27 protein-coding genes are annotated in these 24,807 nt (G+C 70.3%); 19 read left to right on the forward strand and 8 right to left on the reverse strand.

Features of this window, described 5'->3' with window-relative positions:
- Positions 1 to 82 precede the first annotated feature (82 nt).
- Positions 83 to 1,426, reverse strand: a complete 1,344-nt coding sequence (locus tag AAEX57_RS09845) for an LCP family protein (RefSeq protein WP_342092400.1) — start codon at positions 1,424 to 1,426, stop codon at positions 83 to 85.
- A 95-nt stretch (positions 1,427 to 1,521) separates the two neighbouring features.
- Between AAEX57_RS09845 and AAEX57_RS09850 the strand changes: the two genes are divergently transcribed.
- Positions 1,522 to 2,589 (forward strand): glycosyltransferase family 2 protein, encoded by a 1,068-nt coding sequence (locus AAEX57_RS09850; protein WP_446721144.1) that lies wholly within the window; start codon positions 1,522 to 1,524, stop codon positions 2,587 to 2,589.
- 7 nt (positions 2,590 to 2,596) lie between these two features.
- On the opposite strand, the gene AAEX57_RS09855 is transcribed toward AAEX57_RS09850, so the two are convergent.
- On the reverse strand, positions 2,597 to 3,319 hold the full coding sequence (locus AAEX57_RS09855) for a TIGR03089 family protein (protein WP_342092401.1): 723 nt from the start codon (positions 3,317 to 3,319) through the stop codon (positions 2,597 to 2,599).
- Between the two features lie 75 nt (positions 3,320 to 3,394).
- Here AAEX57_RS09855 and AAEX57_RS09860 point away from each other — a divergent pair, with 75 nt between their 5' ends.
- From AAEX57_RS09860 to AAEX57_RS09880, 5 genes are all read left to right on the forward strand, one after another.
- Positions 3,395 to 4,474, forward strand: coding sequence for a mannose-1-phosphate guanylyltransferase (locus AAEX57_RS09860; RefSeq protein ID WP_342092402.1), 1,080 nt, complete (start codon positions 3,395 to 3,397; stop codon positions 4,472 to 4,474).
- 143 nt (positions 4,475 to 4,617) lie between these two features.
- Positions 4,618 to 5,415, forward strand: a complete 798-nt coding sequence (locus AAEX57_RS09865; RefSeq protein ID WP_342092403.1) for a hypothetical protein — start codon at positions 4,618 to 4,620, stop codon at positions 5,413 to 5,415.
- Between the two features lie 186 nt (positions 5,416 to 5,601).
- Positions 5,602 to 5,859 carry a WhiB family transcriptional regulator gene (locus AAEX57_RS09870; RefSeq protein WP_342092404.1) on the forward strand — a complete coding sequence of 86 codons (258 nt, stop codon included), beginning with the start codon at positions 5,602 to 5,604 and terminating at the stop codon, positions 5,857 to 5,859.
- A 4-nt stretch (positions 5,860 to 5,863) separates the two neighbouring features.
- Complete coding sequence (locus AAEX57_RS09875; protein WP_342092405.1) at positions 5,864 to 8,719, forward strand: glycosyltransferase family 2 protein; 2,856 nt, start codon at positions 5,864 to 5,866, stop codon at positions 8,717 to 8,719.
- Complete coding sequence (locus tag AAEX57_RS09880; protein ID WP_342092406.1) at positions 8,716 to 9,963, forward strand: DUF5719 family protein; 1,248 nt, start codon at positions 8,716 to 8,718, stop codon at positions 9,961 to 9,963. Before AAEX57_RS09875 ends, AAEX57_RS09880 begins: the two co-directional genes overlap by 4 nt.
- A 1-nt stretch (position 9,964) precedes the next feature.
- Here the strand turns inward: AAEX57_RS09880 and AAEX57_RS09885 are convergent, their stop codons facing one another.
- The gene (locus AAEX57_RS09885) at positions 9,965 to 10,396 is read right to left on the reverse strand and encodes a metallopeptidase family protein (RefSeq protein ID WP_342092407.1); all 432 of its coding nucleotides are present in this window, start codon (positions 10,394 to 10,396) and stop codon (positions 9,965 to 9,967) included.
- 25 nt (positions 10,397 to 10,421) lie between these two features.
- On the opposite strand from AAEX57_RS09885, the gene AAEX57_RS09890 reads away from it, so the two are divergent.
- The 6 genes from AAEX57_RS09890 to AAEX57_RS09915 all read left to right on the forward strand — a co-directional run bounded on the left by AAEX57_RS09890 (position 10,422) and on the right by AAEX57_RS09915 (position 14,397).
- The gene (locus AAEX57_RS09890; RefSeq protein WP_342092408.1) at positions 10,422 to 10,808 is read left to right on the forward strand and encodes a DUF3499 domain-containing protein; all 387 of its coding nucleotides are present in this window, start codon (positions 10,422 to 10,424) and stop codon (positions 10,806 to 10,808) included.
- A gap of 79 nt (positions 10,809 to 10,887) precedes the next feature.
- The gene (locus AAEX57_RS09895) at positions 10,888 to 11,082 is read left to right on the forward strand and encodes a Trm112 family protein (protein ID WP_342092409.1); all 195 of its coding nucleotides are present in this window, start codon (positions 10,888 to 10,890) and stop codon (positions 11,080 to 11,082) included.
- A gap of 3 nt (positions 11,083 to 11,085) precedes the next feature.
- A complete protein-coding gene (locus tag AAEX57_RS09900) occupies positions 11,086 to 12,123 on the forward strand; it encodes an SIS domain-containing protein (protein ID WP_342092410.1) in 1,038 nt (345 codons plus the stop codon).
- A 3-nt stretch (positions 12,124 to 12,126) separates the two neighbouring features.
- Complete coding sequence (locus tag AAEX57_RS09905; protein WP_342092411.1) at positions 12,127 to 12,552, forward strand: type II 3-dehydroquinate dehydratase; 426 nt, start codon at positions 12,127 to 12,129, stop codon at positions 12,550 to 12,552.
- 85 nt (positions 12,553 to 12,637) lie between these two features.
- A complete protein-coding gene (locus AAEX57_RS09910) occupies positions 12,638 to 13,942 on the forward strand; it encodes a peptidase C39 family protein (RefSeq protein WP_342092412.1) in 1,305 nt (434 codons plus the stop codon).
- Positions 13,943 to 14,016: 74 nt separating this feature from the next.
- Positions 14,017 to 14,397 (forward strand): hypothetical protein, encoded by a 381-nt coding sequence (locus AAEX57_RS09915; protein WP_342092413.1) that lies wholly within the window; start codon positions 14,017 to 14,019, stop codon positions 14,395 to 14,397.
- A 16-nt stretch (positions 14,398 to 14,413) separates the two neighbouring features.
- On the opposite strand, the gene AAEX57_RS09920 is transcribed toward AAEX57_RS09915, so the two are convergent.
- Positions 14,414 to 14,680, reverse strand: coding sequence for a DUF3039 domain-containing protein (locus AAEX57_RS09920; RefSeq protein ID WP_342092414.1), 267 nt, complete (start codon positions 14,678 to 14,680; stop codon positions 14,414 to 14,416).
- A 222-nt stretch (positions 14,681 to 14,902) separates the two neighbouring features.
- On the opposite strand from AAEX57_RS09920, the gene AAEX57_RS09925 reads away from it, so the two are divergent.
- From AAEX57_RS09925 to malQ, 4 genes are all read left to right on the forward strand, one after another.
- A complete protein-coding gene (locus tag AAEX57_RS09925) occupies positions 14,903 to 16,285 on the forward strand; it encodes an MFS transporter (RefSeq protein ID WP_342092415.1) in 1,383 nt (460 codons plus the stop codon).
- Positions 16,286 to 16,384: 99 nt separating this feature from the next.
- Positions 16,385 to 17,248 carry an RDD family protein gene (locus tag AAEX57_RS09930; protein WP_342092416.1) on the forward strand — a complete coding sequence of 288 codons (864 nt, stop codon included), beginning with the start codon at positions 16,385 to 16,387 and terminating at the stop codon, positions 17,246 to 17,248.
- Positions 17,245 to 17,931, forward strand: coding sequence for an RDD family protein (locus AAEX57_RS09935; protein ID WP_342092417.1), 687 nt, complete (start codon positions 17,245 to 17,247; stop codon positions 17,929 to 17,931). Before AAEX57_RS09930 ends, AAEX57_RS09935 begins: the two co-directional genes overlap by 4 nt.
- Before the next feature lie 61 nt (positions 17,932 to 17,992).
- Complete coding sequence (malQ, locus tag AAEX57_RS09940; protein ID WP_342092418.1) at positions 17,993 to 20,143, forward strand: 4-alpha-glucanotransferase; 2,151 nt, start codon at positions 17,993 to 17,995, stop codon at positions 20,141 to 20,143.
- A 146-nt stretch (positions 20,144 to 20,289) separates the two neighbouring features.
- On the opposite strand, the gene AAEX57_RS09945 is transcribed toward malQ, so the two are convergent.
- The 4 genes from AAEX57_RS09945 to AAEX57_RS09960 form a co-directional block, all read right to left on the reverse strand.
- Positions 20,290 to 20,862, reverse strand: coding sequence for an isochorismatase family protein (locus AAEX57_RS09945; RefSeq protein ID WP_342092419.1), 573 nt, complete (start codon positions 20,860 to 20,862; stop codon positions 20,290 to 20,292).
- A 33-nt stretch (positions 20,863 to 20,895) separates the two neighbouring features.
- The gene (locus AAEX57_RS09950; protein ID WP_342092420.1) at positions 20,896 to 22,257 is read right to left on the reverse strand and encodes a nicotinate phosphoribosyltransferase; all 1,362 of its coding nucleotides are present in this window, start codon (positions 22,255 to 22,257) and stop codon (positions 20,896 to 20,898) included.
- Positions 22,258 to 22,460: 203 nt separating this feature from the next.
- On the reverse strand, positions 22,461 to 23,180 hold the full coding sequence (locus AAEX57_RS09955; protein WP_342092421.1) for a hypothetical protein: 720 nt from the start codon (positions 23,178 to 23,180) through the stop codon (positions 22,461 to 22,463).
- Between the two features lies 1 nt (position 23,181).
- Entirely contained in the window at positions 23,182 to 23,538 is a 357-nt protein-coding gene (locus tag AAEX57_RS09960) for a PadR family transcriptional regulator (RefSeq protein WP_342092422.1), read from the reverse strand.
- Positions 23,539 to 23,625: 87 nt separating this feature from the next.
- On the opposite strand from AAEX57_RS09960, the gene AAEX57_RS09965 reads away from it, so the two are divergent.
- From AAEX57_RS09965 to AAEX57_RS09975, 3 genes are read left to right on the forward strand one after another with little or no spacing between them, the layout of a single operon-like run.
- On the forward strand, positions 23,626 to 23,853 hold the full coding sequence (locus AAEX57_RS09965; protein WP_342092423.1) for a hypothetical protein: 228 nt from the start codon (positions 23,626 to 23,628) through the stop codon (positions 23,851 to 23,853).
- Between the two features lie 19 nt (positions 23,854 to 23,872).
- Positions 23,873 to 24,181, forward strand: coding sequence for an ATP-dependent Clp protease adapter ClpS (gene clpS, locus AAEX57_RS09970; protein WP_342092424.1), 309 nt, complete (start codon positions 23,873 to 23,875; stop codon positions 24,179 to 24,181).
- Positions 24,178 to 24,798, forward strand: coding sequence for a DUF2017 domain-containing protein (locus AAEX57_RS09975; protein WP_342092425.1), 621 nt, complete (start codon positions 24,178 to 24,180; stop codon positions 24,796 to 24,798). The genes clpS and AAEX57_RS09975 overlap by 4 nt, the downstream gene beginning before the upstream one ends.
- Positions 24,799 to 24,807: the final 9 nt, after the last annotated feature.

Genomic DNA, 24,807 nt, shown 5'->3' on the forward strand with positions numbered 1-24,807 from the left:
CCTCGGGGAAAGCCGATGGAGTGCTTCTCTCCCCTCCCCCCCCCCCCCCCCCACTCCAAGACCGTGGTAGTACCCGGTCACCTCACTCGGCGTACTTGTCCAGATCCGACGTGTCTCCCTGGGCCATCTTGGCGAACATCGCCCCGGCCCGTTCCTCGTCCCAGAGCACCGAGGAACCAGCGGCGGTGGTGGCGTCGGTGCTGCTCAGGGGAACCGCCAGGGTGAGGCCCTTGCCGCTGGAGACCGTGCGCATCGCATTGGCCGCGCCCACCAGATCGGTCATGCCGGTCTTCTCGCCGCGCCGGATCGCGTCGCCGACGGCCATGTTCAGCCGCCAGTAGCGCACCGGGTTGATGAAGGTCCACGGGCTGGTGGATTTCTTCACGATGGCACCGATCATCTGCCGCTGGCGCTTCATCCGGCCGATGTCGCCGGTGGGGTCGGCCTTGCGCATCCGCACATAGCCCAGGGCATTGGTGCCGTTCAGCTTCTGGCAGCCGGCGGGCAGGTTGGTGTGGGAGTCCTTGTCCACCATCGGCGCGTCCAGGCACATCTTGATCCCGCCCAGGGAATCCACCACGTCGGCGAAACCGTCGAAGCCGATCTCCAGGTAGTTGTCCACCCGCAGGCCGGTGTCCTGCTCCACGGTGCGCACCAGCAGTTCCGGCCCGCCCAGCGAATAGGCGGCATTGAGCTTGTTGCGACCGTGTCCGGGAACCTGCACATAGGAGTCACGGGGCAGGCTGACCAGCACCGGGCGACCCTTCGGGGGGGAGTACAGCAGCATCATGGTATCGGTGCGCTGGCCGGTCTCGGTGCCGGTGCCCAGCTCGGCCTGCTGTTCGGGGGTGAGCTTCTCCCGGGCGTCGGAACCGACCAGGAGGGTCGTGGTTCCGGGCTGCTCGGCGGGGCGTTCGCCGTCGGGCTGCTCCTGGGCCTTGCCACCGGTGCCCAGCGCGATCAGCGGTACCACCACCAGCCAGACCAGCCAGGCGACCAGTGCCAGCAGCAGCCACTTCCACCACGGCTTGCGGCCAGCCGGTGGGCGTGCCGCAGGGCGGCGCCTGTCCGGCCGCTTCGGGGGTGGGATCTGGGGCTGGGCCGAGGCCGGGCGCGCGGCGGGCTGCGCCGGGATCCGGGGTGCGGGCTGCGGGCCGACGGGCCGCTTGGTGCTGGGCTTGGGCTGGCTGAAGTCGGATTCGCGGTGGACCACGCGGGCCGGGTTCTGCGGCTCCTGCGGTGGGTTGGCCTTCTGCGCTGCCTGGGCTCCGGCCGCGGCCGCGGCCTTCGCCGCGATGGCGCGTCGACGCTCCAGTTCCGCCAGCTCGCTGGCGTCCATGATCTCGGTCCGGTCGACGCTGGGTCGCTCGGATCCGTACAACCAGTCCAGATCAGCCTGACGGTTGGAGTCGTGACGAGGATCCATGACAACCACCGTACCCAGAGCTTCCCAAGCGCCAGCTGAGGCAACGCGGCGTGCCAGCTACCGACTGGCCGTGGGAGGCTGGAAGAATGGCGAGCATGACCAGTTTGCCCTCGGATGCCGGCCCTGCTGATCCCAGCCGGGTGGGCCGGAGCCACCGGCCGGTCAGCGTCGTGATGCCGGTGCTGAATGAGGAGAAGCACCTGGCCAGTTCGGTCGCCGGGGTGTTGGCGCAGGATCATCCGATGGAGATCATCCTGGCCGTCGGCCCCAGCCAGGACCGCACCGAGCAGATCGCCGAGCAGCTTGCCGCGGCGGATTCCCGGATCATCGTGGTGCCGAATCCGTCCGGCACCACTCCCGATGCGCTCAACCTGGGGATCGCCGCGAGCCAGTACGACGTGATCGTCCGGGTGGATGCCCATGGTGAACTGGCCCCGGGCTACATCGATCGGGCGGTGGAGCTCCTGGAGCGCACCGGCGCGGCCAATGTGGGCGGGCTGATGGCGGCCAAGGGTGTCACGCCCTTCGAGAAGGCCGTCGCGGTGGGTTACACCTCCAAGATCGGGCTGGGTGGCGGCAGCTTCCACCTGGCCAACTCCAAGGAGGGGCCGGCCGACACGGTCTTCCTGGGCGTCTTCCGGCGCGACGCCCTGCAGGCAGTGGGAGGTTATGACCCGTCGCTGCTGCGCGCGCAGGACTGGGACCTGAACTATCGGCTGCGCAAGCGGGGCGAGACGGTCTGGTTCTCGCCGGAGCTTGAGGTCACCTACCGGCCGCGCTCCACGGTGCAGGCGCTGGCCAAGCAGTTCTTCAAGACCGGGCAGTGGCGACGCGAGGTGATGCGGCGCAACCCGGACACCATGAGCCCGCGTTACCTGGCTCCGCCGACGGCGGTGCTGGTGATGGCCGCCGGAAGTGTGGCCGGCGTGCTGGGGCTGGTGGGTGGCCCACGGGCGCTGCGCTGGGGATTTGCCGCCCCGGCGAGCTACCTGCTGGCGATCTGCGCCGCCTCCTGCGGTATCCGCCGCGAGCTGGAGCCCGGAGTGCGTGCGCGGTTGCCCCTGGTCCTGAGCATCATGCACCTGGCCTGGGGCGCCGGAGCCCTGAAGGGACTGCCCCGGGAAGAGCGGGAGCGGGCAACCGACCCCGACCAGCGCGGCTGAGGCTGGCTCAGGAGGCCAGCACCTCGGTGCTCAGTGCTCGCTCAGCGGTGGCGATCTCGGCCAGCCTTGCGGCGTCGGCGTCGCCCCGGACCACCACCGTCGATCCACCGCCCAGCAGGGGAGCGATCAGCAGGGACGAGAGATCCTGCCAGACGTCACCACTGGGGGTGTGCAGCCGTCGCTGGGCGCTGGGGGTGACACCGGCCAGTGCCAGCCCATCGCGTCGGTGCTCGCCGTCATCCAGCCAGAGCTCCGGGGGGTCATTGCGCCAGTGCACGTCCGGCTGGCTGAGCACCTCGGCAAAGTCGGTGACTCCCGGCGCCGGGGCGGCCAGGCCGGCACCCAGCGGGTGCAGTGAGCACGCCACGGTTTCGACGCCAGGGACGGGATGGGCCTGCTGGGGGCCGACGACGGCCAGCTCCACCCGGTCCAGATCGTCCCGGGGCAGGGCCAGCACCCGGCCGCCCACCTGCCAGGTGGCCATCGCCCAGACCAGCGAGACCCAGTGGCCGGGATGGGTGCGCAGCAGCGGCAGGCCGATGTCCCCACCCTCGTCCAGGCCCAGCGAACCGATCAGGTTGGCCGTCTTGTCCACCCAGTTGGCGAAGGTGCGGGCGGAGAACTCCACTCGCGATCCGTCGGCGGTGTCGTAGCAGGTCAACAGGGGCTGGGCGCCATCGGCCAGCACCCGGGCTTCCAGGGCGGCGACCGGATCGAGTGGGCTGCTCATTGGGCCATCGTAGGGCGAAGGGCGCCGGGCGCGGCAAACGGGGCGGCTCAACCCGCTGCCCGCTAGGCTCGCCGCATGAGACATGTGGTGATCATGGCCGGAGGTTCGGGGACCCGGTTGTGGCCGCTCTCCCGCAAGGGCGAGCCGAAGCAACTCCTGGAACTCATTGATGGCAAGAGCCTGCTGCGGCTGGCCTACGAACGCGTCGCGGGCAGTGTGCCGGACGCCAACATCCTGGTGTGCTGCGGGGCGGCCTACACCGACGTCGTGGCCCGGCAGCTGCCGGAGCTACCTGAAGAGAACCTGTTGGGCGAGCCGATCGGGCGGGACTCGCTCAATGCCGTGGCCTGGCCGGCGGCCGTGCTGCAGCGACGCGATGCCGAGGCCGTGGTGGCGGTGCTGACCGCCGACCAGATCATCACCCCGGTGAGCGAATTCAGTCAGGCGCTCGACCAGGCCTTTCGGATCGCGGAGGCCGACGAGACCGCACTGGTCACCTTCGGCGTCGTGCCGGACAGCCCGCACACGGGTTATGGCTATCTGAAGCGCGGGGAGCCGCTGGCCGACTTTCCGCAGGCCAGCCAGATCGTCGAGTTCAAGGAGAAGCCCACGCTGGAGGTGGCGCAGGAGTACCTGGCCAGCGGGCAGTACTGGTGGAATTCCGGGATGTTCGTCTGGCAGGCGGCCACCGTGCTGGAGCAACTGCGGCTGCTGGAGCCCGAAACCCATGCCAGCGTGCTGGAGCTGGCGGAGCACCCCGAGAAGCTGGGTGAGATCTATCCCGAGCTGAAGAAGACCTCGGTGGACTACGCCGTGATGGAGCCGGTGAGCCAGGGCAAGGGCAGCGCGCATGTGGTCGCGGTGCCGCTGAACATCGAATGGGTGGATCTGGGAGGTTTCGCCGCGCTCGCCGAGCAGTTGGGCCACGACGAGCAGGGCAATGCCCGCGAGGGTGTCACCGTCACGCTGGACTGCAGCAACAACCTGCTGATCAATCGCGGACGCCCCGGCACGGTGGTGGCGGTGGCAGGGCTGAGCGGCATGGTGGTCTGCGTCACGGAACAGGCGACGCTGGTGGTGCCGATCAGTGATGCGCAGCGGGTCAAGGAGTTGGTGGCGCTGGTGGCAGATCAGGTGGGCCCCGAGCTCGCCTGAGCCACCGGAGCACGTTGGACAGAGGTACTGACCGCATCTGGCACCCGTAGTCGGTGCCGGGTGCGGTCAGTTCCGTGTTCGGGCCGGCCGGTCGCGGAGCGGCGGCGGATCTTTTGTCACAGCCGGGCTCTAGTCTTTGCACCATGGCAGAAACAGTGAAGCGCTTCCGGGAGACCGTGGCCCAGGTGGTGCTGGGCATCAGCGTCCTCTACATCTTGTTGTCGTTGGTGCGCGGCGGTTACCTGGTGTACCGCCACACGCCGCTGGCGGAGACCGCCCGGCAGCTGGGCGGCAGTTCACTGAGCATCGTGATGGTGTTGTTGGTGGTGGCCGCCACCCTGGCCTGCGTCCTGGTCCGCCCGGTGACGCCCAAGGGCCGAAAGCTGGTGCGTACCGGCGCCGTGGTGATCGGGATTGCCGCGCTGTTGGAGGCCGCCTTCCTGGTGATGGGGGTCTTCAACACCCACGTCAGCATCTTCGTCACCGCTCTGGAGGTGCTCGGCGGGGTGCTGGAGGTTGCCATCAAGACGGTTGCCGCGCATCTGCTGTGGCGCGCCGGCGCCCGGGCGCCCGAGCCGGTGCCGGCCGTCGAGCAGCAGGCCAGCACTGAGGTGGCGGTGGTGGCGGAGCCCGAGCGTCAGCAGGCCAGCTGGCGTGCGGACCAGGCCGCGGGTGCGGTCTGGACCAGGGCCGGGGATGCCGCCAGCGGGGCGGCAGCGACCACCTGGGGGCATCCGGGATCCGGGTCGGCTGGCTGGAAGGTTGCTGGAGATTCCCCGGCGGCCGCAGAGGAGCCGCAAGCGCCCCGAGGGCCGTGGGCGACGGCCGGTGACCTGGCGGCGGGCGAGGCCCTGCCCGACGGCCAAACCGCCGCTGGCAACGGCTCGGAGCCGCCGCGCGCCGGCGAGGTGAGCTGGGAGCCGGTCCGGCGGCCCGACTGAGCCCCGGCTGGAGGCTGTCAACTCGACGCGCTGAAGGTGTTTGTCAAATTCCGGTATCGGCTTGACGCATGGCAACTACACGCATGTAATTAACCGCGGGGGGACGCAGCAGAGCGACCCCTCGACGACTGTTGGGCCGCCGTCGGCTGCCCGATGAGCATGGTGCGGCCGAGAGGACTTGAGGCAATGGCTGAGCTGCTGACACTGATCGCCGACGTCGAGGACGGACTTCTCGGTTGGCAGGAGCGCGCCCTGTGCGCCCAGACCGATCCGGAGGCCTTCTTCCCGGAGAAGGGCGGCTCCACCCGGGAGGCCAAGAAGGTCTGCCAGACCTGCGAGGTGAAGGCCGAATGCCTTGAGTACGCCCTGGGCAATGACGAGCGCTTCGGCATCTGGGGCGGGCTCAGCGAGCGAGAACGACGCAAGCTCAAGCGACGCGCCTGAGCCCATGACCCCTGATCCGGCGCAGGATTGGGCCTGGGCGCACGAGTCGGACGCAACCGCCCCCCGAGCGGTTGACCCGACCAGCGTGACGGCGATCCTGGTGGTGCACAATGCCGAACCGTGGCTGGAGCGCAGCCTCACCTCGCTCGACCGGCTGGATGCCCGCCCCCGGTTGGTCGCCGTCGACAATGGATCCACCGACGCCTCCGGTGGTCTGCTGGCAGACGCGCTGGCGGCCGGGCAGCTGGACGAGGTGCTGACCGGTTCCGCGAACGATGGTCTGGGCGCCGCCGTCGCCCGGGTGGAGTCCCGGGCCGATGACCAGACCCTGTGGCTGTGGCTCCTGCACGACGACGTCGAACCGAGGGCGGATGCCCTGACCCAGCTGCTCCGGCTGGCCAACGAGCGGGCAGAGCAGGGCGAACCCGTCGCCATCGTCGTCCCCAAGCTGCTGGAACCGCGACGCCGCAACCACCCGAACCGGCTCAGCGAACTGGGGCAGACCATCTCCCGCACCGGGGATCGGGTGCTCAGCGTCGAGCCCGGGGACATCGACCAGGACCAGCTGGCCAGTACCGAGGTCTTGGGGGCCTCCAGCGCCGGCCTGCTGGTCAGCCGCGACGCCTGGCGGCGGCTGGGCGGGATGAGCCCCGAGCTGCCACTCTTCCGCGACGGGGTGGATCTTGGGTGGCGGGCACAACGCGCCGGGTTGCGGGTGGTCACCTGCCCCAGCGCCGCCATCCATCATCGACGGGCGGGCCGCAACTGGCAGCGCGACGCGGCCCTCACGGCCAACCCGGCCCGAACCGATCGACTGCTGGGTATGCGCCTGGTGGCCGCGCACGCCAAGAGTCCCGCCCTCGCGAGCCTCCGGCTGGCGCTGCTGAGCCTGCTGGTGGCCATCGGCCACCTCTTCGGCAAGGCCCCACGGGAGGCCGCCGACGCGCTGGGCAGCGGTCGTGACCTGCTGGCCTCCGGCAGCGCCACCCGCGCCCTGCGCGACCAGCTGCGTTCCGCCCCGGGCAGTCGGGACGTCACCGCGCTGCGCCCGCACCGCAGCCGAATGCTGCGGCTGCGGGCAGACCAGTTCGCCGGCTGGGCCTCCGACCGGCTGCTTCCCACCTGGGGAGACGACACATCTATCGACGAGCTGACCAGTGACAGCGTCGACATCCACACCCGCCGGCGGCCGGTGCTGATCCCGGTTGCGATGGCGGCCCTGGTGCTGCTCTGCCTGGTGGCCGGACGACGCCTGTTCGGCCTGGGACAACTGGCCGGGCCCGCCCTGGCACCCGCCCCGGAGACCCTGAGCGGGGCGTGGGACGCGTGGCTGCGTGCCCCGCACGGACAGTGGGCCAATGCCCCGTGGCTGGCGATCGGGGCCCTGGGCTCGACCCTGACGCTGGGCCGGCCCGACTGGTTCGCGGTGCTCGGCCACCTGCTGGCCGTGCCGCTGGCCACGGCGGCCAGCCTGCCGCTGTGGCGTCGGCTGTCGCCGCCCGGGCCGCCGTGGCGGCGACTGCTGCTGGCTCTGGCGTGGGGCCTGGCGCAACCGTTGCTGGGGATCACCGGCAGCGGATCGGCCGGCACCCTGCTGGTGGCGATCGTCGCACCGCTGGCCGCCTGTGCCTGGGTGGACTGGCGTCGGCAGACCGAAACCGGTCCGGACGCGCTCCGGGCACCCGCCCGCTTCGCCCTGTGGGCCGGGATCGCCGCCCTGGCGGTGCCGGCGCTGTGGTTCGCCGCCAGCATTGCGGCCCTGGCGGCGGCCACCGGACGCCGCAGGGTCGATTTGCGCGGGGTCTCGATCGCGCTGCTGGGGCCCCTGGCGCTGCTCGCCCCCTGGGGACACCGGCTGATGCAGCAGCCCGGCCGGTGGCTGACCTCCACCGATCCGCTGCTGACCGGCCCGCTGCCCTGGCCCGGTGAGCCACCCTGGGGCAATACCCCGTGGTGGGTCTTCATTCCCGTCGCCGTGCTGCTGTGGGCCCTGGCCAGCTGGGGCGTGGTGGGCCGACGCGTGGGTGAGCGGCTCTGGCTGGCCGCCGCTGCCGGGCTGTGCTGGTTCCTCGGGCTGGCCCTCGGCCAGGTGGAGGTGCCGCTCGATGCCGCCACCGTGCTGCTCGACGCAAAGGTCTGGCTGCTGCTGGCCACCCTGCTACTGCTCTGCCTGGTGCAGTTTGCCCTGGCCGGCGTTTCGAGCCTGCGGCATCCGGTGGCGATCATCCTGCTGGTGTTGCTGGCGGCGCAGGCCGGCTGGTGGCTGGTTGGTGCCGGGGCGCCGACCCACCGCAGCCGCAGCGCGCTGCCCGCCAACATCACCGCAGTGCAGCACACCAATCGCGCCACCCGGGCGCTGCTGGTGGACGTCGGGCCCCAACCGGTTCGCTGGTCGGTCACGGCCGCGGACCAGCCGCGCTGGGGCACGGCCGAACATGCCGTCGTGCCCGACGCCGCGCAGCGCACGCTGGTGCGGGAAATGGTCGCCACCATGGCGGCAGGGGAGAGCTCGGACACCTTGGCCGAGCGGGCCCGGCAGTTGGGGATCGGCCATCTGTGGCTGCGCAAAGCGCGGCCAGACGTCGTGGCGGCGATCTCCGACAGCCCGGGTCTTGGCCCGGCCGAGAACCGGGGCGATGCGACCAGTTGGACCGTGACCGGGCTGGTCAGCCGCACCCCCGACAGCGAATGGCTCGGGCCACGCCGTTGGTGGCCCGCGGCGGCGTTGGCGCTGACCGCCGGCCTGCTGCTGGTGCTGGCCGCTCCGTCCTCGGCCGGGGACCAGGGCCCTCGTCGGGCCGCGGCCGGCCGCGGAGGCGGCGCGTACCGCCCCCAGCACCGCTCAGGAGGCCGACGATGATCACCGCACGCGACGTGCTGCCCGCAGGCGGGGTCCTGCTGTCAGCTGCCGTCCTCAGCGTGGCCGGCCTGGTCGCACCGTCGTTGCTGGCCGGCCCGGACACCACCGGCGCCGTCGCGATGGAGGTGACCCGCGCCCTGGCCTGCCCGAGCGCCCCGCTGGGGGAGTCCACCGCGCGGCTGCTGGACAATTCGTCCGGCCGTGACGAAGTCGCCTCCCGCTTGGCCGGTAGCGACCCGGCGTCCCCGGCCCGGGTTCTGCCAGCCGGGGCGCACCAGGCCACCGGCGGGGTGTGGCTGAGCGGCCTGCCGCGTCCCAGCGTCAGCTGGTGGGGCGCCTGCCAGCCCGGCACCGCCGACCAGATGGTGCAGCTGGCCAATCCGGCCAAGACCAAACTGCTGCTGGTCAACCCCGGCACCGTCGACGCCGAGGTGGACATCACCCTGTACGGCACCGAGGGGCCGCTGCAGGCGATCGGCACCTCCGGGATCACCGTCCCCGCCGGCCGCCAGGCCCTGGTGCCGGTCTCCGTCCAGGCCCCCGCGGGCAAACCCGTCGGGGCGCGGATCGTCGCCTCCCAGGGACGGGTGGCGGCCTGGGCATTGGTCGACGACGGTGTCGGCGCCGACTATGTGCCGGCCACAGCTCCCGAGAACAGCGCGGTGATCCCGACCGTTCCGATGGGCAGCACCAGCTCCGTCCTGCTCACCAACCCCTCGGACCAGCGGACCACGGTGCGGATGGTGGCGCACAGCAGGCGGGGCGCCTTCGATCCGTCGGGAGCCGCCGAGACCGTGCTGGAGCCGGGAACCACCACCCTGGTCGACGTCAGCCGCTCCTTCGCCGGGGAGGCCGGTTCGCTCAGCCTGAGCTCCGACCAGCCCGTGGCCGCCACGCTGTGGGCCAGCTCCGGCAAGGATCTTGCCTTCACCCCAGCCCAAGCCCCGAGTTCGGGCCGGAGCACCCTCCTGCTGCCCGCCGCGGGCAGCGTGTTGTTCACCAATCCGGAGGCCACCGACCGGCAGGTCAGCGTCACCCAGCCCGGCGGAGGGAGCCGTGACTGGACGGTGCCCGCGGGGGGCGTGGTCAGCATCGACGTCGCCCAGGCCGGGTTGGTGAGTTTCACCAGCGGGGTGGCGGCCGGTGCGGTGGTGAGCAGCCCAGGGCTGTCCATCATCGCCAGCCAGGATGACGGTCGGGTGCAGGCCGTGCCCAGGCTGGAACAGGATCCGGGACTGCGCTGAGTCAGTCCTCGTCCAGGGACGGGTCGATGTCGCGCACATGCTGGGCGGTGAGGGCGGCCAGCTGCTCCACCAGGGTGCGGTGCACCAGCTCGCGCAGTTCGGCGCGGGACTGGGCCCGGTGCTCCAATGGGCGTCGGTAGATCACGATCTGGGCGGGGCGCAGGCTGGTGGCCTCGACGCAGACCGCCAGCGGCACCCGGTCACCGCTCCACATCGTCGCCAGGTAGGGCACCTCCTCTACGCCGACGTCCACCCCGTCCAGCCCACCGGGATAGGTGCTGGCGATCCGGGCCAGTCCCTCGGTGACGCAGCCGTGGAAGAACTCCTGCCGGCTCAGCCCACGTCGCAACGGAACCTGCTTGCCGGTCAGGGCATTGGGCAGTGCGATCGGCCCGCGAAGGCCCCGGTCATGGCGGTCACGTCGGCGAGGCATGGCGCCACTGTAGTACCCTCGCCCGGTGGCCCTGAGACGCTGTACGAAGACCGGTTGCGGTAGTGCGGCTGTTGCCACCCTCACCTATGTGTACGCCGATTCCACCGCCGTGCTGGGCCCGCTGTCGCCCGAGCGTGTGCCCGGCTCCTATGATCTGTGCGCGCAGCACTGCGACAACCTCTCCGCCCCGCGTGGCTGGGAGGTGATCCGGCTGCCCGGGATGGCCCAGACCCCGCCGCCCGTGCCCGACGACGACCTGCTGGCCCTGGCCAATGCGGTCCGCGAGGTGGGCACGCTGCCGGAGGAGATCCCCGTCGTGCAGCCGTCGGTCGCTGGCGCCGAGGATGCCCGGATCGTGGTGCTGGCGGAGAAACGGCACCTGCGGGTGATCGGTGACGCCGAACGTCGGTGACCGGCCGGACGTTGGGGCTGTTTGACTAGACTGGCTCCGCTGGCCCGACACGCGGGCACACCTCACCGTGGGAGAACCGATGCCCGACCAGATGGAACTGTCGCCGACCTTCCTGGAGATCGCCGCCTGCCCGGCCTGCCACAGCAAGTTCGCCGTCGACTACGACCGGCACGAGCTGGAGTGCACCAACAATGCCTGTGCGCTGGCCTTCCCGGTGCGCGACGGGATCCCGGTGCTGCTGATCGACGAGGCCCGGCGACCCGAGGCGAAGTGACCCGTGGCGCTCCCCGCTTTTGACGACAGCAGCCTGGACGATCCGGTGGCCCTGCAGGCCATCGATGACCAATTGCGCCAGCTGGCCTCCGCCGGGGCCCGGGTCCGGGTGCTGGGCGACGCCGTCCACCCCGCCGCGGGCAGCCTGTTGCAGGAGCGGCCGCGGGGCGTGATCGCGTTGGGCGCCGAGGCCCGGCTGGTGCGCGCCATGCTGGAGCCGGTCTGCCCGGTGCCCTTCGTCGCCTGGCCGACGGGTGGACTGCCCGGTTGGGTGGGCCCGCTGGACCTGGTGGTGGTGCTGGCCAGCGAGGGAAGCGAACCCGACCTGATGAGCGCCGTCGCCGAGGCGGTGCGTCGCGGGGCCTCGCTGCTGGTGGCCGCCAACCCGGATTCCCCGATCGCTGAGCAGGCCGCCTCCCGAAGCACCCTGGTGCTGCCCACCGGCCACAGCGATCCGCTGGCCACCGTCGTGGTCACCCTGGAGGTGCTGCACGAGCTGGGCCTGGGGCCGGCGGTCAGCCATGAGCGGGTCGCTCGGCAGGCTGATCTGGTTGCCCAGGAGTGCTCGCCGCACCGGGATCTGGCACAGAACCCGGCCAAGGACCTGGCCGTCGCACTGGCCGAGGCACAGCCGCTGGTCTGGGGCGGGTCGGTGCTGGCCGCCCGGGCCGCCCGGCGGATCGCGGAGGCGCTGCGCCGGGCCAGCGGCCGCCCCGCCCTGTCCGCCGACGCCACCGCCCTGTTACCGGTGCTGGAGGCCTGCACCCCGCGTGATCCCTTCCTGGACCCCTTCGACGAGGACGCGGCGGCGCTGCCCTGCGTGCTGGTGGTCATCGACGACGGCAACCAGGACGAGCGGATCCGCCGCCAACGCGGCGAGCTGACAAGCCTCGCCGAACGGCGGGGCGTGCGGGTCTGCGAGATCGCGTCGGACACCGATGATGCCTTGTCCGGCCTGGATCGCTATGTGGAACTGCTGCAACGGGGCCGCTATGCCGCCAGCTACCTGGCGCTCGGCCTGGCCGACGACGAAAGGGGATGAGCGATGAAGGTTCTGGTGCTGAACGGGGTCAACCTGGGCCGGCTGGGCAAGCGCCAGCCGGAGGTCTACGGCTCCACCACCCACGAGCAGCTGGCCCAGCGGCTGGTGCTGGTCGGCCAGGAGCTGGGCCTGGAGGTGGAGGTCCGCCAGACCGATGCGGAGGCGGAGATGATCGGCTGGCTGCACGACGCGGCCGAGGCCAAGACCCCCGTCGTGCTGAACCCGGCCGCCTGGACGCACTATTCCATCGCGCTGGCCGACGCCGTGGTGCAGGTGCCGCGGGTGATCGAGCTGCACATCACCAATGTGCACGCCCGGGAGGACTTCCGGCGGCACTCCGTCGTGACGCCGTATGCGGAGGGTGTGATCGCCGGCCTGGGGCTGTGCGGCTACGAGCTGGCGCTGCGGCACCTGGCCGCCACGGCCTGAGCCGACGCCGGGAGGTCCACCGACATGCGCCAAGTGTTCATCTGGACACTTGGATCTATGCAGAGCGTCATGGTTGACTCTGGGCATGGCCGACCAGACCGCACCCGTCCTGCCCTCGTTCACCCGTCGCAGCCTGATCAGCGTGGCGCCTGTTGCCCTGCTGGGCACCGGGCTGCTGGCCCCCGAGGCTCAGGCCGCCGCCACCCGCAATGCCCGGATCACCCGGTGGAGCGGCAGCGGCTACAAGGCGGGCACCCACTGGGGCACCAAGGTCTCCAGCAAGGGCCTCTACCTGAGTTCTGCCCGAGGCAGCCGCAGCTACCGGGATCCGCACACCGGCCGCACCCTCAGCCAGGGCGTCGCCACCTGGACCAGCCCGGTGGTGGCCACCCAGCTGGCGGCCAAGGAGATCATCCCGTCGTGGAATGCCAGCACCCAGGAGGGCAGCGCGGTGCGGATCCAGCTGCGGGCCCGCAGCAGCTCCGGACGGTGGTCAGGCTGGTTCACCCTGGGGCTGTGGGGTTCTGCCAGCGCCAGCGCCATCGCCCCCACCCGCACCAGCGTCAATGGCCAGTCCGATTCCGTCGCGCGCGTCGCCACCGACACCCTGGTGGCCCAGAGCGGCGTCACCTTCAGCCACTACCAGGCCCGGCTGGAGTTGCTGCGCACCACGGGCACCACCGCCATGCCGATCGTCTCCCAGTTCTGCGTGCTGTGCTCGACGGGCAAGCAGACCAGCACCCCGGTCAGCCCGGTCGGCGTCGCGCGTGGGCGCGCCCTGACGGTGCCCGCCTACAGCCAGATGCTGCACATGGGGCACTACCCGGCCTGGAATGGCGGGGGAGAGGCGTGGTGCTCCGCCACCTGCCTGGCGATGATCCTGGACTACTGGAAGGCGGGCGCCAGCCCGGCCGAAACGGCCTGGGTGCGTCCCCGGCCGCACACCGATCCGCAGGTGGAGCAGGTGGTGCGCGGCGTGTGGGATGCCGGCTACCGCGGCACCGGCAACTGGCCCTTCAACGTCGCCTATGCCTCGGCCCGCGGGCTGCAGGGCTTCGTTACCCGGCTGCGCAGCCTGAACGAGGCCGAGCGCTTCATCCGGGCCGGCATCCCGCTGGTGGTCTCCACCAGCTTCAGCCGCAGCCAGCTGACCGGCGCCGGGTTCGGCACCAATGGCCACCTGATGGTGATCCGGGGCTTCGACGAGTCCGGCAATGTGCTGGTCAACGACCCGGCGTCGGGAATGAAGGCCAGCAATCGGCTGGTGCCCCGCACCTACAACCGGGCCCAGTTCGAATCGGCCTGGGGGCGCACCGGCGGCCTCACCTACGTGATCCATCCGAAGGGGATGGCGCTGCCGTCGCGGCCCAGGGGTCTGCCGGTCTGGTGAGGCTGCTGCCGCGGGCCGCCTGAAAGAGACCACGGGCCGATCCTCTGGGCATCGCGGAGTTCTACGCTCGGGTCATGACGACACGACGTGTGCTGCTGCCGTTGCTGGCCCTGGCCCCAGCCCTGATCCTGTGCACCGGCTGCTTGCATGCTCCTGAGCCGTTGGTGGAGCACCGCGACGCCGTGCTGACGGTGCACACCTATGGTCATGCCACCGGCAGCTGGACACCGCGCCAGGACGGGCGTCATGTGCTGCGTGCCAACTGCACCGGCAAGGGGACCATGACCGTCGAGCAGGCCACCGGTGACCGAGTGGAGGGCGTCGTGCTGCGCTGTCCGAGCAGTGTGGAACAGGCCGCCCACCCCCAGGCGGCGGGGCAGAGCGTCCGGCTCAGTGTCCGCGGCGACGCGAAGTCGGTCGACGGCTGGGCCCAGCTGGTGCCGGCCACGAGCTGAGCGGCCCCGCCGTGGATCAGGCGTCGGGATCCTTGGGTCCGCCCTTGTCATTGAGGCTTTCCCAGATCTCCTTGCACTCCGGGCAGACCGGGAACTTCTCCGGATTGCGGCTGGGCACCCACACCTTGCCGCACAGCGCGACGACGGGCGTGCCCATCACCATCGCCTCGGTCAGCTTCGCCTTCGGGACGTAGTGGCTGAAGCGCTCCTGGTCGCCCGCCTCCATGTCCTGGGTGCGCTCGTCGATGACCGTCTGGGAACCGGGTGCCAGCTGTTGACTCATGCGTTCCAGTGTAGGGAACCGTGGCAGGCTCCCACCGCTCACCCGTTCCCGACGTCGCGACGGGTTGCCGTCGGAGCCCACCCTTGCACCACCCGTGACCTCCGCACGGCGACCCCTCGGCGCACCGTGACCTCGATGGTGGAGTGTGCCGCTGGGCCGGGCGGGAAGCCGTCGCCCCAATCTCGGTTGTCCGTGGGGCCAGAACTCTGGTGGGATGGCCGGGTGACCCAGCCAGACGTCGAATCCGCCACCCCGGTGCAGGGCCGACGTGCCCTCACCGTCGGTCTGCTGGCCGGCGTGGTTGGCGTCGCCTTCGAGACAGTGGCGGTGGCGACGGCGATGCCGCAGGCCGCCAAGGAACTGGGCAACCTAGGGCTCTACGCGTGGGCCTTCACCCTGTTCGTGCTGGGCATGGTCTTCTCCACCGCGCTGGCCGGGCGACTGGCGGACCGGGTGGGCCCGGTGAAACCCCTGGCCATCGGCACTGCGCTGTTCGTGGCCGGGCTGTTGGCGGCCGGTGCCGCCGAATCCATGCTGGTGCTGGTGGCCGCGCGTTTCCTGCAGGGTGTGGGCGGCGGCGCGATGAACCTGTGCCTGATGGTGGTGGTGGCGCATACCTTCGATGAGCGGGAACGCGCGTCGATGATGACTGCCTTCAGCGTCTGCTGGGTAATGCCCGCCTTCCTCGGGCCGCCGATCTCGGCCGCCATCACCCATCGCTGGGGTTGGCACTGGGTCTTCTGGTGCCTGATCCCGCTGATTCTGGCCGCGACCGTGCTGGCGGCCAGGCCCCTGCTGCAACTACAGGCTGCGCACCGGCCGCATCCGCCCGAGGATGCCCGGCCGGTGCCGCTGTGGGCGGCCGGGCTGGCGGCGCTGGCTGTGGCCGGGCTGCAGGCGGCCGGCCAACTGCTGGACTGGCGCGGGGCGGCGCTGGGAGCACTCGCGCTGGTGACGCTGTTCGTTGCCGTTCCGCCGCTGATGCCGCCGCACTTCCTGCGGATGGGCCACGGGCTGAGCGCCGTCGTCTGGGCCCGGGCGTGCCAGGCGGGTGCCTTCTTTGCCACCGAGGCCTTCCTGCCGCTCAGCCTGGTGGAGCAGCGCGGCATGTCGCTGTTCAAGGCCGGTCTGGCGCTGACCATCGGTTCACTGGGCTGGACGCTGGGCTCCTGGATCCAGTCCCGCCCCTGGTTTCGGCTGCGACGCGACCAGATCATCCAGCTGGGTCTGGCCTGCAGCGCCTTCGGGATCGTGGCCCTGGCCATCTCCGCCTGGCATCCCCGCGGCACCCTGCCGTTGGCTGCGGTCGGCTGGACGGTCGGCGGCTTCGGGATGGGCCTGGCCATCGCCAGCGGATCGCTGGCCGTGATGGCGCTCTCCGAACCGGCCCAGCTGGGTCGCAACACCTCGTCGCTGCAGACCGCGGAGGGGCTGGGCAACTCCCTGATCGGGGCGGTGGCCGGCACCATCTTCCACAGCCTGCACGCCAGCGCGCCCGGCAACCACACCTTCGGCTGGGTCTTCGTCGCCACCGGCCTTTGCAGTCTGTTCGGCATCCTGGCGGCTCGTCGGATCGGCCCGGTGCGCAACGCGTCGGCCTCCTGACCACGACGGAAGGTCGGCGTGGGCCGGGGCGCGAGAGCTGTCGCGTCCGCTGCGGCAGTGAAACGGTACGCCGCTTGGCCTGCATGAGATATTGGGGTGGTGACCACGAACAACCCACCCATGGACTGGTACCCGGATCCGGCCGATCCCGCACGCGAGCGCTACTGGGACGGTGAGCGCTGGACCCACAACACCCGTCCGCTGAGCAATCTGCCCACCCCGCAGGCCCCGACGCAGGATCCCTGGGCCGCCGCGGCCCCGGGGGCCGCGCCCACCCATCCCGGTCAGCCCACCCATCCCGGCCAGTTCGGTCAGCCCGGGCAGCCCGGTCAGGGCCCGTGGGGTCCGCAGAATGCTGGTTACGGCCCCTACCAGGGCGGTGTTCCCGCTCCGGGACAGCCGGCCGGGCCCTACACGTCGACGATGGGCAAGCGGGACAGCACAGCCGACGGGGTGCGCCTGGCCGGCTGGTGGAGTCGCGCGTTGGCCTGGATCCTGGACAGCCTGCTGATCTCGGCCGTCACCGTGATGCTGGGCTGGAACTTCTTCAGCCAGATCCGGGAGAACTGGGGCGGCATGTGGAATGAGGTGCTGGCCCAGGCGCGGGCTGGCACCCAGAGCAATCCCGACGACCTGATTTCCCGCTACAACCTGACCGCCGGCACGTCCGAGCTCCAGGCGATCAGCGCGGCGGTGCTGGTCTGCTACCTGCTGCTGATGTGGAAATTCCTCGGTGCCACCCTTGGTCAGCTGCTGCTCGGCATCCGGGTGGTGCCGGTGGACCAGGGCCGGGCGCCGCGCCAGCTCGGCTGGGGCCCGGCGGTGGTGCGGTCGTTGTCCTTCACCCTGCTCAACCAGATCTGGATCTTTGCGCTGATCAGCTTCCTGATGCCGCTGTGGACGCAGCGTCGTCAGGCGCTGCATGACCTGATGGCCCGCACCCAGGTGGTCCGCGGCCGGTGACCACCCCCGTCGCCGGCTGGTATGCCGATCCCACCGGCCAGGCACCGTTGCGCTGGTGGGACGGCGCCACCTGGAGCGGATACGTCACCGGCTGGGCCGATCGGGCCGCGTCGTGGCGGCTGGCCGGCTGGTGGGAACGCGCCCGGGGCTACCTGATGGACGCCGGCCTGCTCTGGCTGGCCTCGCTCTTCCTGCTGGAACGCTGGCACACCCCCTTCATCAACGAAGTGGTCGGCATCCTGCGGGTCTCGATCCTCACCGACGGCGGTCGGCTGCCCGGCCCCGTCCTGTGGTGGGACTACGGCCTGGTCCAGCTCTGGCTGCTCACGGCCATCCCGGGGATCATCCTGCGGGTCGGCTATGACCTGCTCTGTCTGGTCTGGCAGGGCGCGACGATCGGTCACCGGCGCGTCGGTCTGCGCGTGGTGGCCGCAGCGGAGGATCCGCAGACCGCCACCGGCCACGGCCTGGTCTGGCACCGGGCGCTGCGCCGCAGCCTGGTGCTGCGCATCCTGGCACCCACCTGCCTGGGTTGGCTGGTCTGCGTGCTGTGGCCGCTGGCCGATTCCCAGCGTCGCAGCCTGGCGGATCTGGTCGCGGGAACCCTCGTCGTCGCCCGGGATGACGAACGCCCACTTTTTCCTCTGGGCGAACCGGGTGTCGCACGGCAAACACGGGGCTGAATCACCCACCCGGGCCGCTAGGCTGGCACAGACCTCGGCAGCTCGACGAACTGGACCAACGATGGCACTGAACGACCCGCTCCTCGCGGAACTTGCTGACCACTTCGGCATCGCTTCCGAATTCTGGGACTGGAAGGGCCGCCAGACCCAGATCAGCGACGAGACGGTGATCGCCGTGCTCAAGAGCTTGGAGATCGACGCGTCCACCCCGGAGAAGGCGCAGGCCGCCATCGACGAGTTGCGAATGCGGCCGTGGCGGCGCAAGCTCCCCCCGTGCGTGGTGCTGGAGCAGGGCCAGCCCGGCTGGGTCAATGTGCACGTCAACTCCGGGGCCGACGCCACCCTCTACATCCGGCTGGAGAATGGCGAGACCCGCGACACCTGGCAGTCCACCAATGACGCGCCCGATCGTGAGGTGGACGGCAACTGGATCGGTGAGGCCACCTTCCAGCTGCCCGCCGACCTGCCACTGGGCTACCACCGGCTGGTGCTGCGCAGCCAGGACGTCGAGGTGGAATCCAGCCTGATCATCACCCCCAGCTTCCTGGGCCTGCCCGTCAGCATGAACAACCGGCGGATCTGGGGCTACGCGACCCAGCTGTACAGCGTGCGCTCCAAGGAGTCCTGGGGCGTGGGCGACCTGATGGACCTCTCCGACCTGTGCGTCTGGTCGGCCACCCAGCAGTTCGCCGGCTATGTGCTGGTCAACCCGCTGCACGCGGCCCAGCCGATGCCGCCGCTGGAGCCGTCGCCCTACCTGCCGACCAGCCGGATGTACGTCAACCCGCTCTACATCCGCCCGGAGGCGATCGAGGAGTACGCGACGCTGTCGGATGCCGACCGGCGCCAGATTGCCGTACTGCGCGACGAGCTGTTGCAGGAGCTGCAGGGCGTCGACGAGATCCGGCGCAACCAGTCCTGGCAGAACAAGGCCGAGGCGCTGCGGTTGATCTTCGCCACCGGCCGCCGCCCCGCGCGGGAGATGGCCTTCAACGACTTCATCCGCCGCGAGGGCCGCCAGCTGCGCGACTTCGCCACCTGGTGCGCCCTGTACGAGGTGCACGGACCCGACTGGCGTACCTGGCCGGCCGAGTTGCAGCGCCCCACCTCGCCGCAGGTGGCCGAGTTCTACCGCGCCAACGAGCCCCGGATCCGCTTCTACAAGTGGCTGCAGTGGATCGCGGAGAACCAGCTCTCCAGCACCCAGCGCGACGCCCGCGACGCCGGCATGCCGATCGGCATCGTCAGCGACCTGGCGGTGGGCGTGAACGCCGCCGGTGCCGAGACCTGGATGCTCTCCGATGTCTTCGCCCAGGGCTGCACCGTCGGGGCGCCGCCGGATGCCTACAGCCAGCTGGGCCAGGACTGGGGCCAGCCGCCGTGGCGCCCCGACCGGCTGGCCGACCTTGCCTACGCCCCCTTTCGCCAGATGGTGCAGAACGTGCTGCGGCATGCCGGCGGCCTGCGGGTGGACCACATCATCGGCCTCTTCCGGCTGTGGTGGGTGCCGCAGGGCAAGACCGCCAAGGAGGGCACCTACGTCCGCTATGACCACGACGCCCTGATCGGCATCCTGGCGCTGGAGGCGCACCGCGCGCAGGCGCTGGTGATCGGTGAGGACCTGGGCACCGTCCAGCCATGGGTGCGGGAATACCTGAGCCGTCGCGGCATCCTGGGCACGTCGGTGATGTGGTTCGAGCAGGGCGACGACGGTCACCCGCTGCCCCCGGAGCACTGGCGTGAATACGCCATGAGTTCGGTGACGACGCATGACCTGCCGCCCACTTCGGGCTACCTGGCGGGTGACCACATCCGGCTGCGCGACAAGCTGGGGATGCTCACCGAGAGCCTGGAGAGTGAGCTCGAACACGGCCGCGCCGAGCAGCAGGCGATGATCGAGGCCCTGCGCAATCGCGGCGCCCTGTCCCAGTACGACTACGAGGGACGCGACGTGGAGCAGATCGTGCTGGCGATGCACCGGATGCTCACCTGGACGCCGTCGAAGGTGCTCAACGCCGCGCTGGTGGATGCGGTGGGGGATCGCCGCACCCAGAACCAGCCGGGCACCATCGACGAGTACCCCAACTGGCGGGTGCCGCTCTCCGGCCCCGACGGCGCGCCGATGGACCTGGAGGACGTCTTCGCCAGCGAGCGCGCCACCCGGCTCGCCGCCGTGATGAACGGCTACAGCCAGCTCCCCGAGAACCGCTGATCTGGGATCCGAGCCTGTCGAGGGGGGCCTCGACAGGCTCGGCCATCGTGGTCGCGTCACCACGCCCATCGTGGTCGCGTCACCACGCCCATGGTGGTCGTGTCACCACGGTCCCCGCGCTTGTCGAGGGGGTGCCCCCGCCGAGCTCAGCGGAGGTGGATCCCGTTCTCGGTGAACTCGTCGCGCACCCGCTGCAGGTTGGCCGGGTCCACCGCGGCGGTCAGGTCCAGCAGCACCGTGGTGGTGAAGCCCTCCTGCGCGGCATCCAGCGCGGTGGCCCGGACGCAGTGGTCGGTGGCGATCCCCACCACGTCGACGTGGCTGATCTTGTGCCGCAGCAGCCAGTCCACCAGCGGCTCCCCGTCCTCGTCGCCGCCGATGCTGCCCTCGAAGGCGGAATAGGCGGCGCTGTAGGAGCCCTTGTCGAAGACCGCGTCGAAGTCGTGACCGGCCAGGGCGGGGTGGATCTCCTGGCCGGGCGTCCCGACCACGCAGTGCGGCGGCCAGGAATCCTTGAAGTCCGGGTGGTCGCTGAAGTGCGAGCCGGGATCGATGTGGTGGTCCCGGCTGGCGATCACCTTGGCATAACCCGCCCGCCCGTCGGCCAGCAGCTCGGCCAGCCGTCGGGCCACGTCATTGCCGCCGGCCACCGCCAGCGCACCTCCCTCGCAGAAGTCGTTCTGCACGTCGACGACGAGCAGCGCGCTGGTGCTGGCCATGATGTCTCCTTTGAAGTGGTGGGGCCGCGTCCTTCAGATATTGGTGGGGACGGCAGAGTGCAGGTACGGGTTGTAGGCCTCGTCACCCTCGGAATCCAGGATGATCGTCGGAATCGCGGGTTCACCCTTGCTGACCCGCAGCGCCGCCAACGGCAGTTCCTTGCGGGAATTCTCGTGCCGGGTGCGGGCGGCCTGCAGGTCCTCCCGGCCAACGACGGTGCCATTCTCCACCAGCGGCACCATCAGCTGCCGGTCATTGGCGTCGCCGCTGGGCGGGGTGCCGATGCCGACGATCTCGGCCTCAGCCACGCCGCGCTCGTTGAAGCGGCGCATCGCGAACTTGCGGCCACCGACCGTGTTCTTGTTGGTGGACTTCTTGGCGACGGGGTACAGCTCCGCATTCGGATCGTCGGAATTGGCGCGGGCCACCAGCTTGTAGACGAAGCCGCAAGTGGGGTGCCCGGAGCCGGTGACCACCGAGGTGCCGACGCCGTAGCCATCGACGGGGGCACCACGCAGCGCGGCGATCTGCCACTCGTCCAGGTCGCTGGTGACGATGATCCGGGTCTTGGTGGCGCCCAGGTCGTCCAGCAGGTCACGCGCCTGACGAGCCATGATGGCCAGGTCTCCGGAGTCCAGCCGGATTGCGCCCAACCGGCCCTCGGTCAGCCGGACGCCGGTGCGGATCGCCTCGTCGATGTCATAGGTGTCCACCAGCAGCGCGGTGTTCTCACCCAGCGCGGCGATCTGCGCCTTGAAGGCCTCCTCCTCGCTGTCGTGCAGCAGGGTGAAGGAGTGGGCGGCGGTGCCGGCGGTGGGAACGCCCCACCGCCGGCCGGCCTCCAGATTCGACGAGTTGTTGAAGCCGGCGATGTAGGCGGCCCGGGCGGCGGCCACCGCGGAGAGCTCCTGGGTGCGGCGCGAGCCCATCTCGATGCACGGCCGCCCCTCGGCCATCGCCGTCATCCGGCTGGCGGCCGAGGCGATCGCCGCATCGTGGTTGTAGATGCTCAGCAGCAAGGTCTCCAGCACGCAGGCTTCGGCGAAGCTTCCCTCCACCCGAAGCAGGGGCGAGCCAGGGAAGTAGATCTCACCCTCCGGGTAGCCCCACATGTTGCCGCTGAACCGGAAGTCCCGCAGCCAGGCGGCGCACTCGTCGTTGACGACGTCCTTGTCCAGCAGCCAGTCGACGGTCTCGGAGTCGAAGCGGAAGTCCTCCAGCGCGTCGAGCATCCGGCCCACCCCGGCCACGACGCCGTAGCGGCGCCCCTCGGGCAGCCGTCGCGGGAAGAGCTCGAAGACGCTGCGCCGAAAGGCGGTGCCCGATCCCATGGCCGCGCGGACCATGGTGAGCTCGTAGTGGTCGGTCAGTAGTGCGGTGGTCATGGTTTTCACACTATTGGACGAATGGGGCCGACGACAGGGGGCTATTGCCCTCGAAGGTTGTCGAGTCTGGCAATTGCGGTGACCGCACCGGTGTACTGCCTTCCACGCTGCACGTCCTGGTGCCCCGGGCAGCCGCTGCACGCAGATTGTCAGCAGCGCGTGCCCGGGGTAGCCCGACGTGCGCAGTCAACGACGCACGTCGGCGTGACGCCTCAGCTGGCGAACCAGAGCGGGATCGCGGTGATCAGGGCCAGGCCGACGGCGCTGATCACGAAGATCCAGCTGGCCGCGGCCGCGATGGCGGGGTTCATCGGGCGACGGGTGCGGGGGTCGATGATCAGGTCCTGCTCGGTCTCAATCGTGTGACGCATGCCGATCACCGAGTAGGCCAGCGTCGCCAGACAGGCCACGACGGCGAGCCAGAGCGGCACGTGGAAGGCGGTGACGTCGAGCAACACCTGGCTCATCGTCAGCACGGTGATGCCGCCGCCGAGGATCAGGGCAGCATTGATCCATCGCTGAGTGATGGCGCGCAGCACGCCGGGGACCCGGGCAGCCAACAGGACGAACAACGCCAACAGCCCCAGTGTGACGATCTCTCCCCACCGCACCGCCACGGGGGCATCGGTGAACAGGGCCAGCACGATGCCCGGCACCAGGTAGAGGCCGACGAGTCCAATGGCGATCGGGGACATCAAGCGTGCCCACTTCGTGGGGGTGGTGTGGTTCAGCTGGTCGCCCGGGAAGTCGAGGGCACGGGCAAATTCCCGCGGGGCGCCGAAGGCCTCCGCGGCGCTCTCGCCGGCTTCGGCGCAGTGCGTCTCGACGGCGGCGACCGCGTCACCGATGGCGGGTCCCCGGACATTGCGCAGGCGAAGTTCGATGATCATCTCGTCGAGCCACTGCTTGTCGGTGGGCTGCTTGGCGTTCATGTCATGCCTCCGGGTTCTGGTGGGGCTGGTCAGGGTTGATGAAGTCGCTGGTGTGCTGGCAGAAGGCGCGCCACAGGGGGGCCTGTTGGTGGTAGCGGCGCTGGCCCAGGTCGGTGAGCAGGAAGTACTTGCGGCCGGGGCCACCGTCGCCCTCGCGCCACTCGGTCTCCACCAGGCCCTGGGTCTCCAGTCGGCTGAGCAGGGGATAGAGCGTGCCGCCCTTGATGTCGCCAAATCCGGCGTCGGCCAGGGCATTGGCGATCGCGTAGCCATAGGTCGGCCCCTCGGCCAGGACGCGCAGCACCGCGAGGGTGAGGGTGCCGCGGAGCCACTCGCTGGGCCAGGGTTGGGTTGCCATGGCTCAATAGTGCCACTACTTAGTGAAACTGTCTAGCGTGTCTGCCTAGTAGGTCGCTTCCGACTGTGCGGCAGCTAGGTTGGTGTCATGCAGACCCAATCCAGGCAGCAAAGCCGCGGGCCCGCCTCATATCTGGGGCTCTTCATGGCCACTGTCGTGGCCGCTGTCATCGTGCGCCAAGCGGCCGTTTGGCTCGGGCTGACGAAGGAGCCGCTGGTCTGGAGCGTGGTCTTCGGGCTGGTGCTCGGCGTGTTCCTGTTGCTGTTCGAGATGGCGCTCGACGCGTGGCGCAGGAGGCGCGACGACGCTTCGTGAGTGCGCAACAATGGGGAGCATGAGTAGCGAGCCCACCATCACGCCGTCGGGTGGTACGGCCGTCGTCGAGCGTACCGACGAGAGCGCCGCGACGCAGCAACCCTGGGTGACGCTGGTCTGGGATGACCCGGTCAACCTGATGAGCTACGTCACCCATGTCTTCACCAGCTACTTCGGCTACCCGAAGGAGAAGGCCGAGCAGCTGATGCTGGAAGTGCACAACGAGGGCAAGAGTGCCGTCAGCATGGGCGGGCGCGAACAGATGGAACGCGACGTCAACGCCATGCACGGCTATGGCCTGTGGGCCACGATGGAGCGTGCCGAATGAGGGGAGTGGAGCCCGAGGATGGCTTCCTGGTGATCCACTTCGACGCCGAGGAGCCCGGGCTGTTGGCCGGCATGGTGGACCAGCTGGCCGAACTGCTGACCGATCAGGACCTGATGGCCGCCCCGATGGAGCACGACGCGGAGCCCGAGCCCGACGCGGATCCCTTTGCCCGGTGGGAAGCGGAATTCAGCCAGGATCAGGCCCCGACGGTGGAGACCATGGGGCTGCCGGACGACGAGGACGGCGACGAGGTCGATCCGGTGATCCGGCGGCTCTTCCCCGATGCCTATCCGGATGATCCGGCCGCCTCGCACGACTTCCGGCGCTTCACCCAGGCCCAGCAGCGAAGTCTCAAGGTGGCCGACGCACACACCGTCGTCAATGACCTGCAGCACACCGACCGGCGGGGCCGTTGCCGGCTGCCGCAGGCGCACGTCACCCCGTGGCTGAAGACCCTGACCAATGTCCGGCTGGCGCTGGCGGTGCGGTTGGACATCACCGACGAGATCAGTGCGGATGAGGCGGCGCAACTGCCGGAGTCCGATCCGCGCTCGTGGTTGTACGAGGTCTACGCCTGGACGGGCTGGCTGCAGGAATCCTTGATCGAGGCTCTCTGAGTGCTTCGC

The sequence above is a fragment of the Luteococcus sp. H91 genome (genome assembly GCF_038433135.1).
Classification (GTDB): domain Bacteria; phylum Actinomycetota; class Actinomycetes; order Propionibacteriales; family Propionibacteriaceae; genus Luteococcus.

What these genes read in the sequence shown, in the direction of transcription:
- AAEX57_RS09845 (WP_342092400.1), bottom strand. Translation starts at nt 1,426, where the DNA reads ATGGATCCTCGTCACGACTCCAACCGTCAGGCTGATCTGGACTGGTTG.
- AAEX57_RS09850 (WP_446721144.1), top strand. Translation starts at nt 1,522, where the DNA reads ATGACCAGTTTGCCCTCGGATGCCGGCCCTGCTGATCCCAGCCGGGTG.
- AAEX57_RS09855 (WP_342092401.1), bottom strand. Translation starts at nt 3,319, where the DNA reads ATGAGCAGCCCACTCGATCCGGTCGCCGCCCTGGAAGCCCGGGTGCTG.
- AAEX57_RS09860 (WP_342092402.1), top strand. Translation starts at nt 3,395, where the DNA reads ATGAGACATGTGGTGATCATGGCCGGAGGTTCGGGGACCCGGTTGTGG.
- AAEX57_RS09865 (WP_342092403.1), top strand. Translation starts at nt 4,618, where the DNA reads ATGGCAGAAACAGTGAAGCGCTTCCGGGAGACCGTGGCCCAGGTGGTG.
- AAEX57_RS09870 (WP_342092404.1), top strand. Translation starts at nt 5,602, where the DNA reads ATGGCTGAGCTGCTGACACTGATCGCCGACGTCGAGGACGGACTTCTC.
- AAEX57_RS09875 (WP_342092405.1), top strand. Translation starts at nt 5,864, where the DNA reads ATGACCCCTGATCCGGCGCAGGATTGGGCCTGGGCGCACGAGTCGGAC.
- AAEX57_RS09880 (WP_342092406.1), top strand. Translation starts at nt 8,716, where the DNA reads ATGATCACCGCACGCGACGTGCTGCCCGCAGGCGGGGTCCTGCTGTCA.
- AAEX57_RS09885 (WP_342092407.1), bottom strand. Translation starts at nt 10,396, where the DNA reads ATGCCTCGCCGACGTGACCGCCATGACCGGGGCCTTCGCGGGCCGATC.
- AAEX57_RS09895 (WP_342092409.1), top strand. Translation starts at nt 10,888, where the DNA reads ATGCCCGACCAGATGGAACTGTCGCCGACCTTCCTGGAGATCGCCGCC.
- AAEX57_RS09905 (WP_342092411.1), top strand. Translation starts at nt 12,127, where the DNA reads ATGAAGGTTCTGGTGCTGAACGGGGTCAACCTGGGCCGGCTGGGCAAG.
- AAEX57_RS09910 (WP_342092412.1), top strand. Translation starts at nt 12,638, where the DNA reads ATGGCCGACCAGACCGCACCCGTCCTGCCCTCGTTCACCCGTCGCAGC.
- AAEX57_RS09915 (WP_342092413.1), top strand. Translation starts at nt 14,017, where the DNA reads ATGACGACACGACGTGTGCTGCTGCCGTTGCTGGCCCTGGCCCCAGCC.
- AAEX57_RS09920 (WP_342092414.1), bottom strand. Translation starts at nt 14,680, where the DNA reads ATGAGTCAACAGCTGGCACCCGGTTCCCAGACGGTCATCGACGAGCGC.
- malQ (WP_342092418.1), top strand. Translation starts at nt 17,993, where the DNA reads ATGGCACTGAACGACCCGCTCCTCGCGGAACTTGCTGACCACTTCGGC.
- AAEX57_RS09945 (WP_342092419.1), bottom strand. Translation starts at nt 20,862, where the DNA reads ATGGCCAGCACCAGCGCGCTGCTCGTCGTCGACGTGCAGAACGACTTC.
- AAEX57_RS09955 (WP_342092421.1), bottom strand. Translation starts at nt 23,180, where the DNA reads ATGAACGCCAAGCAGCCCACCGACAAGCAGTGGCTCGACGAGATGATC.
- AAEX57_RS09960 (WP_342092422.1), bottom strand. Translation starts at nt 23,538, where the DNA reads ATGGCAACCCAACCCTGGCCCAGCGAGTGGCTCCGCGGCACCCTCACC.
- AAEX57_RS09965 (WP_342092423.1), top strand. Translation starts at nt 23,626, where the DNA reads ATGCAGACCCAATCCAGGCAGCAAAGCCGCGGGCCCGCCTCATATCTG.
- clpS (WP_342092424.1), top strand. Translation starts at nt 23,873, where the DNA reads ATGAGTAGCGAGCCCACCATCACGCCGTCGGGTGGTACGGCCGTCGTC.
- AAEX57_RS09975 (WP_342092425.1), top strand. Translation starts at nt 24,178, where the DNA reads ATGAGGGGAGTGGAGCCCGAGGATGGCTTCCTGGTGATCCACTTCGAC.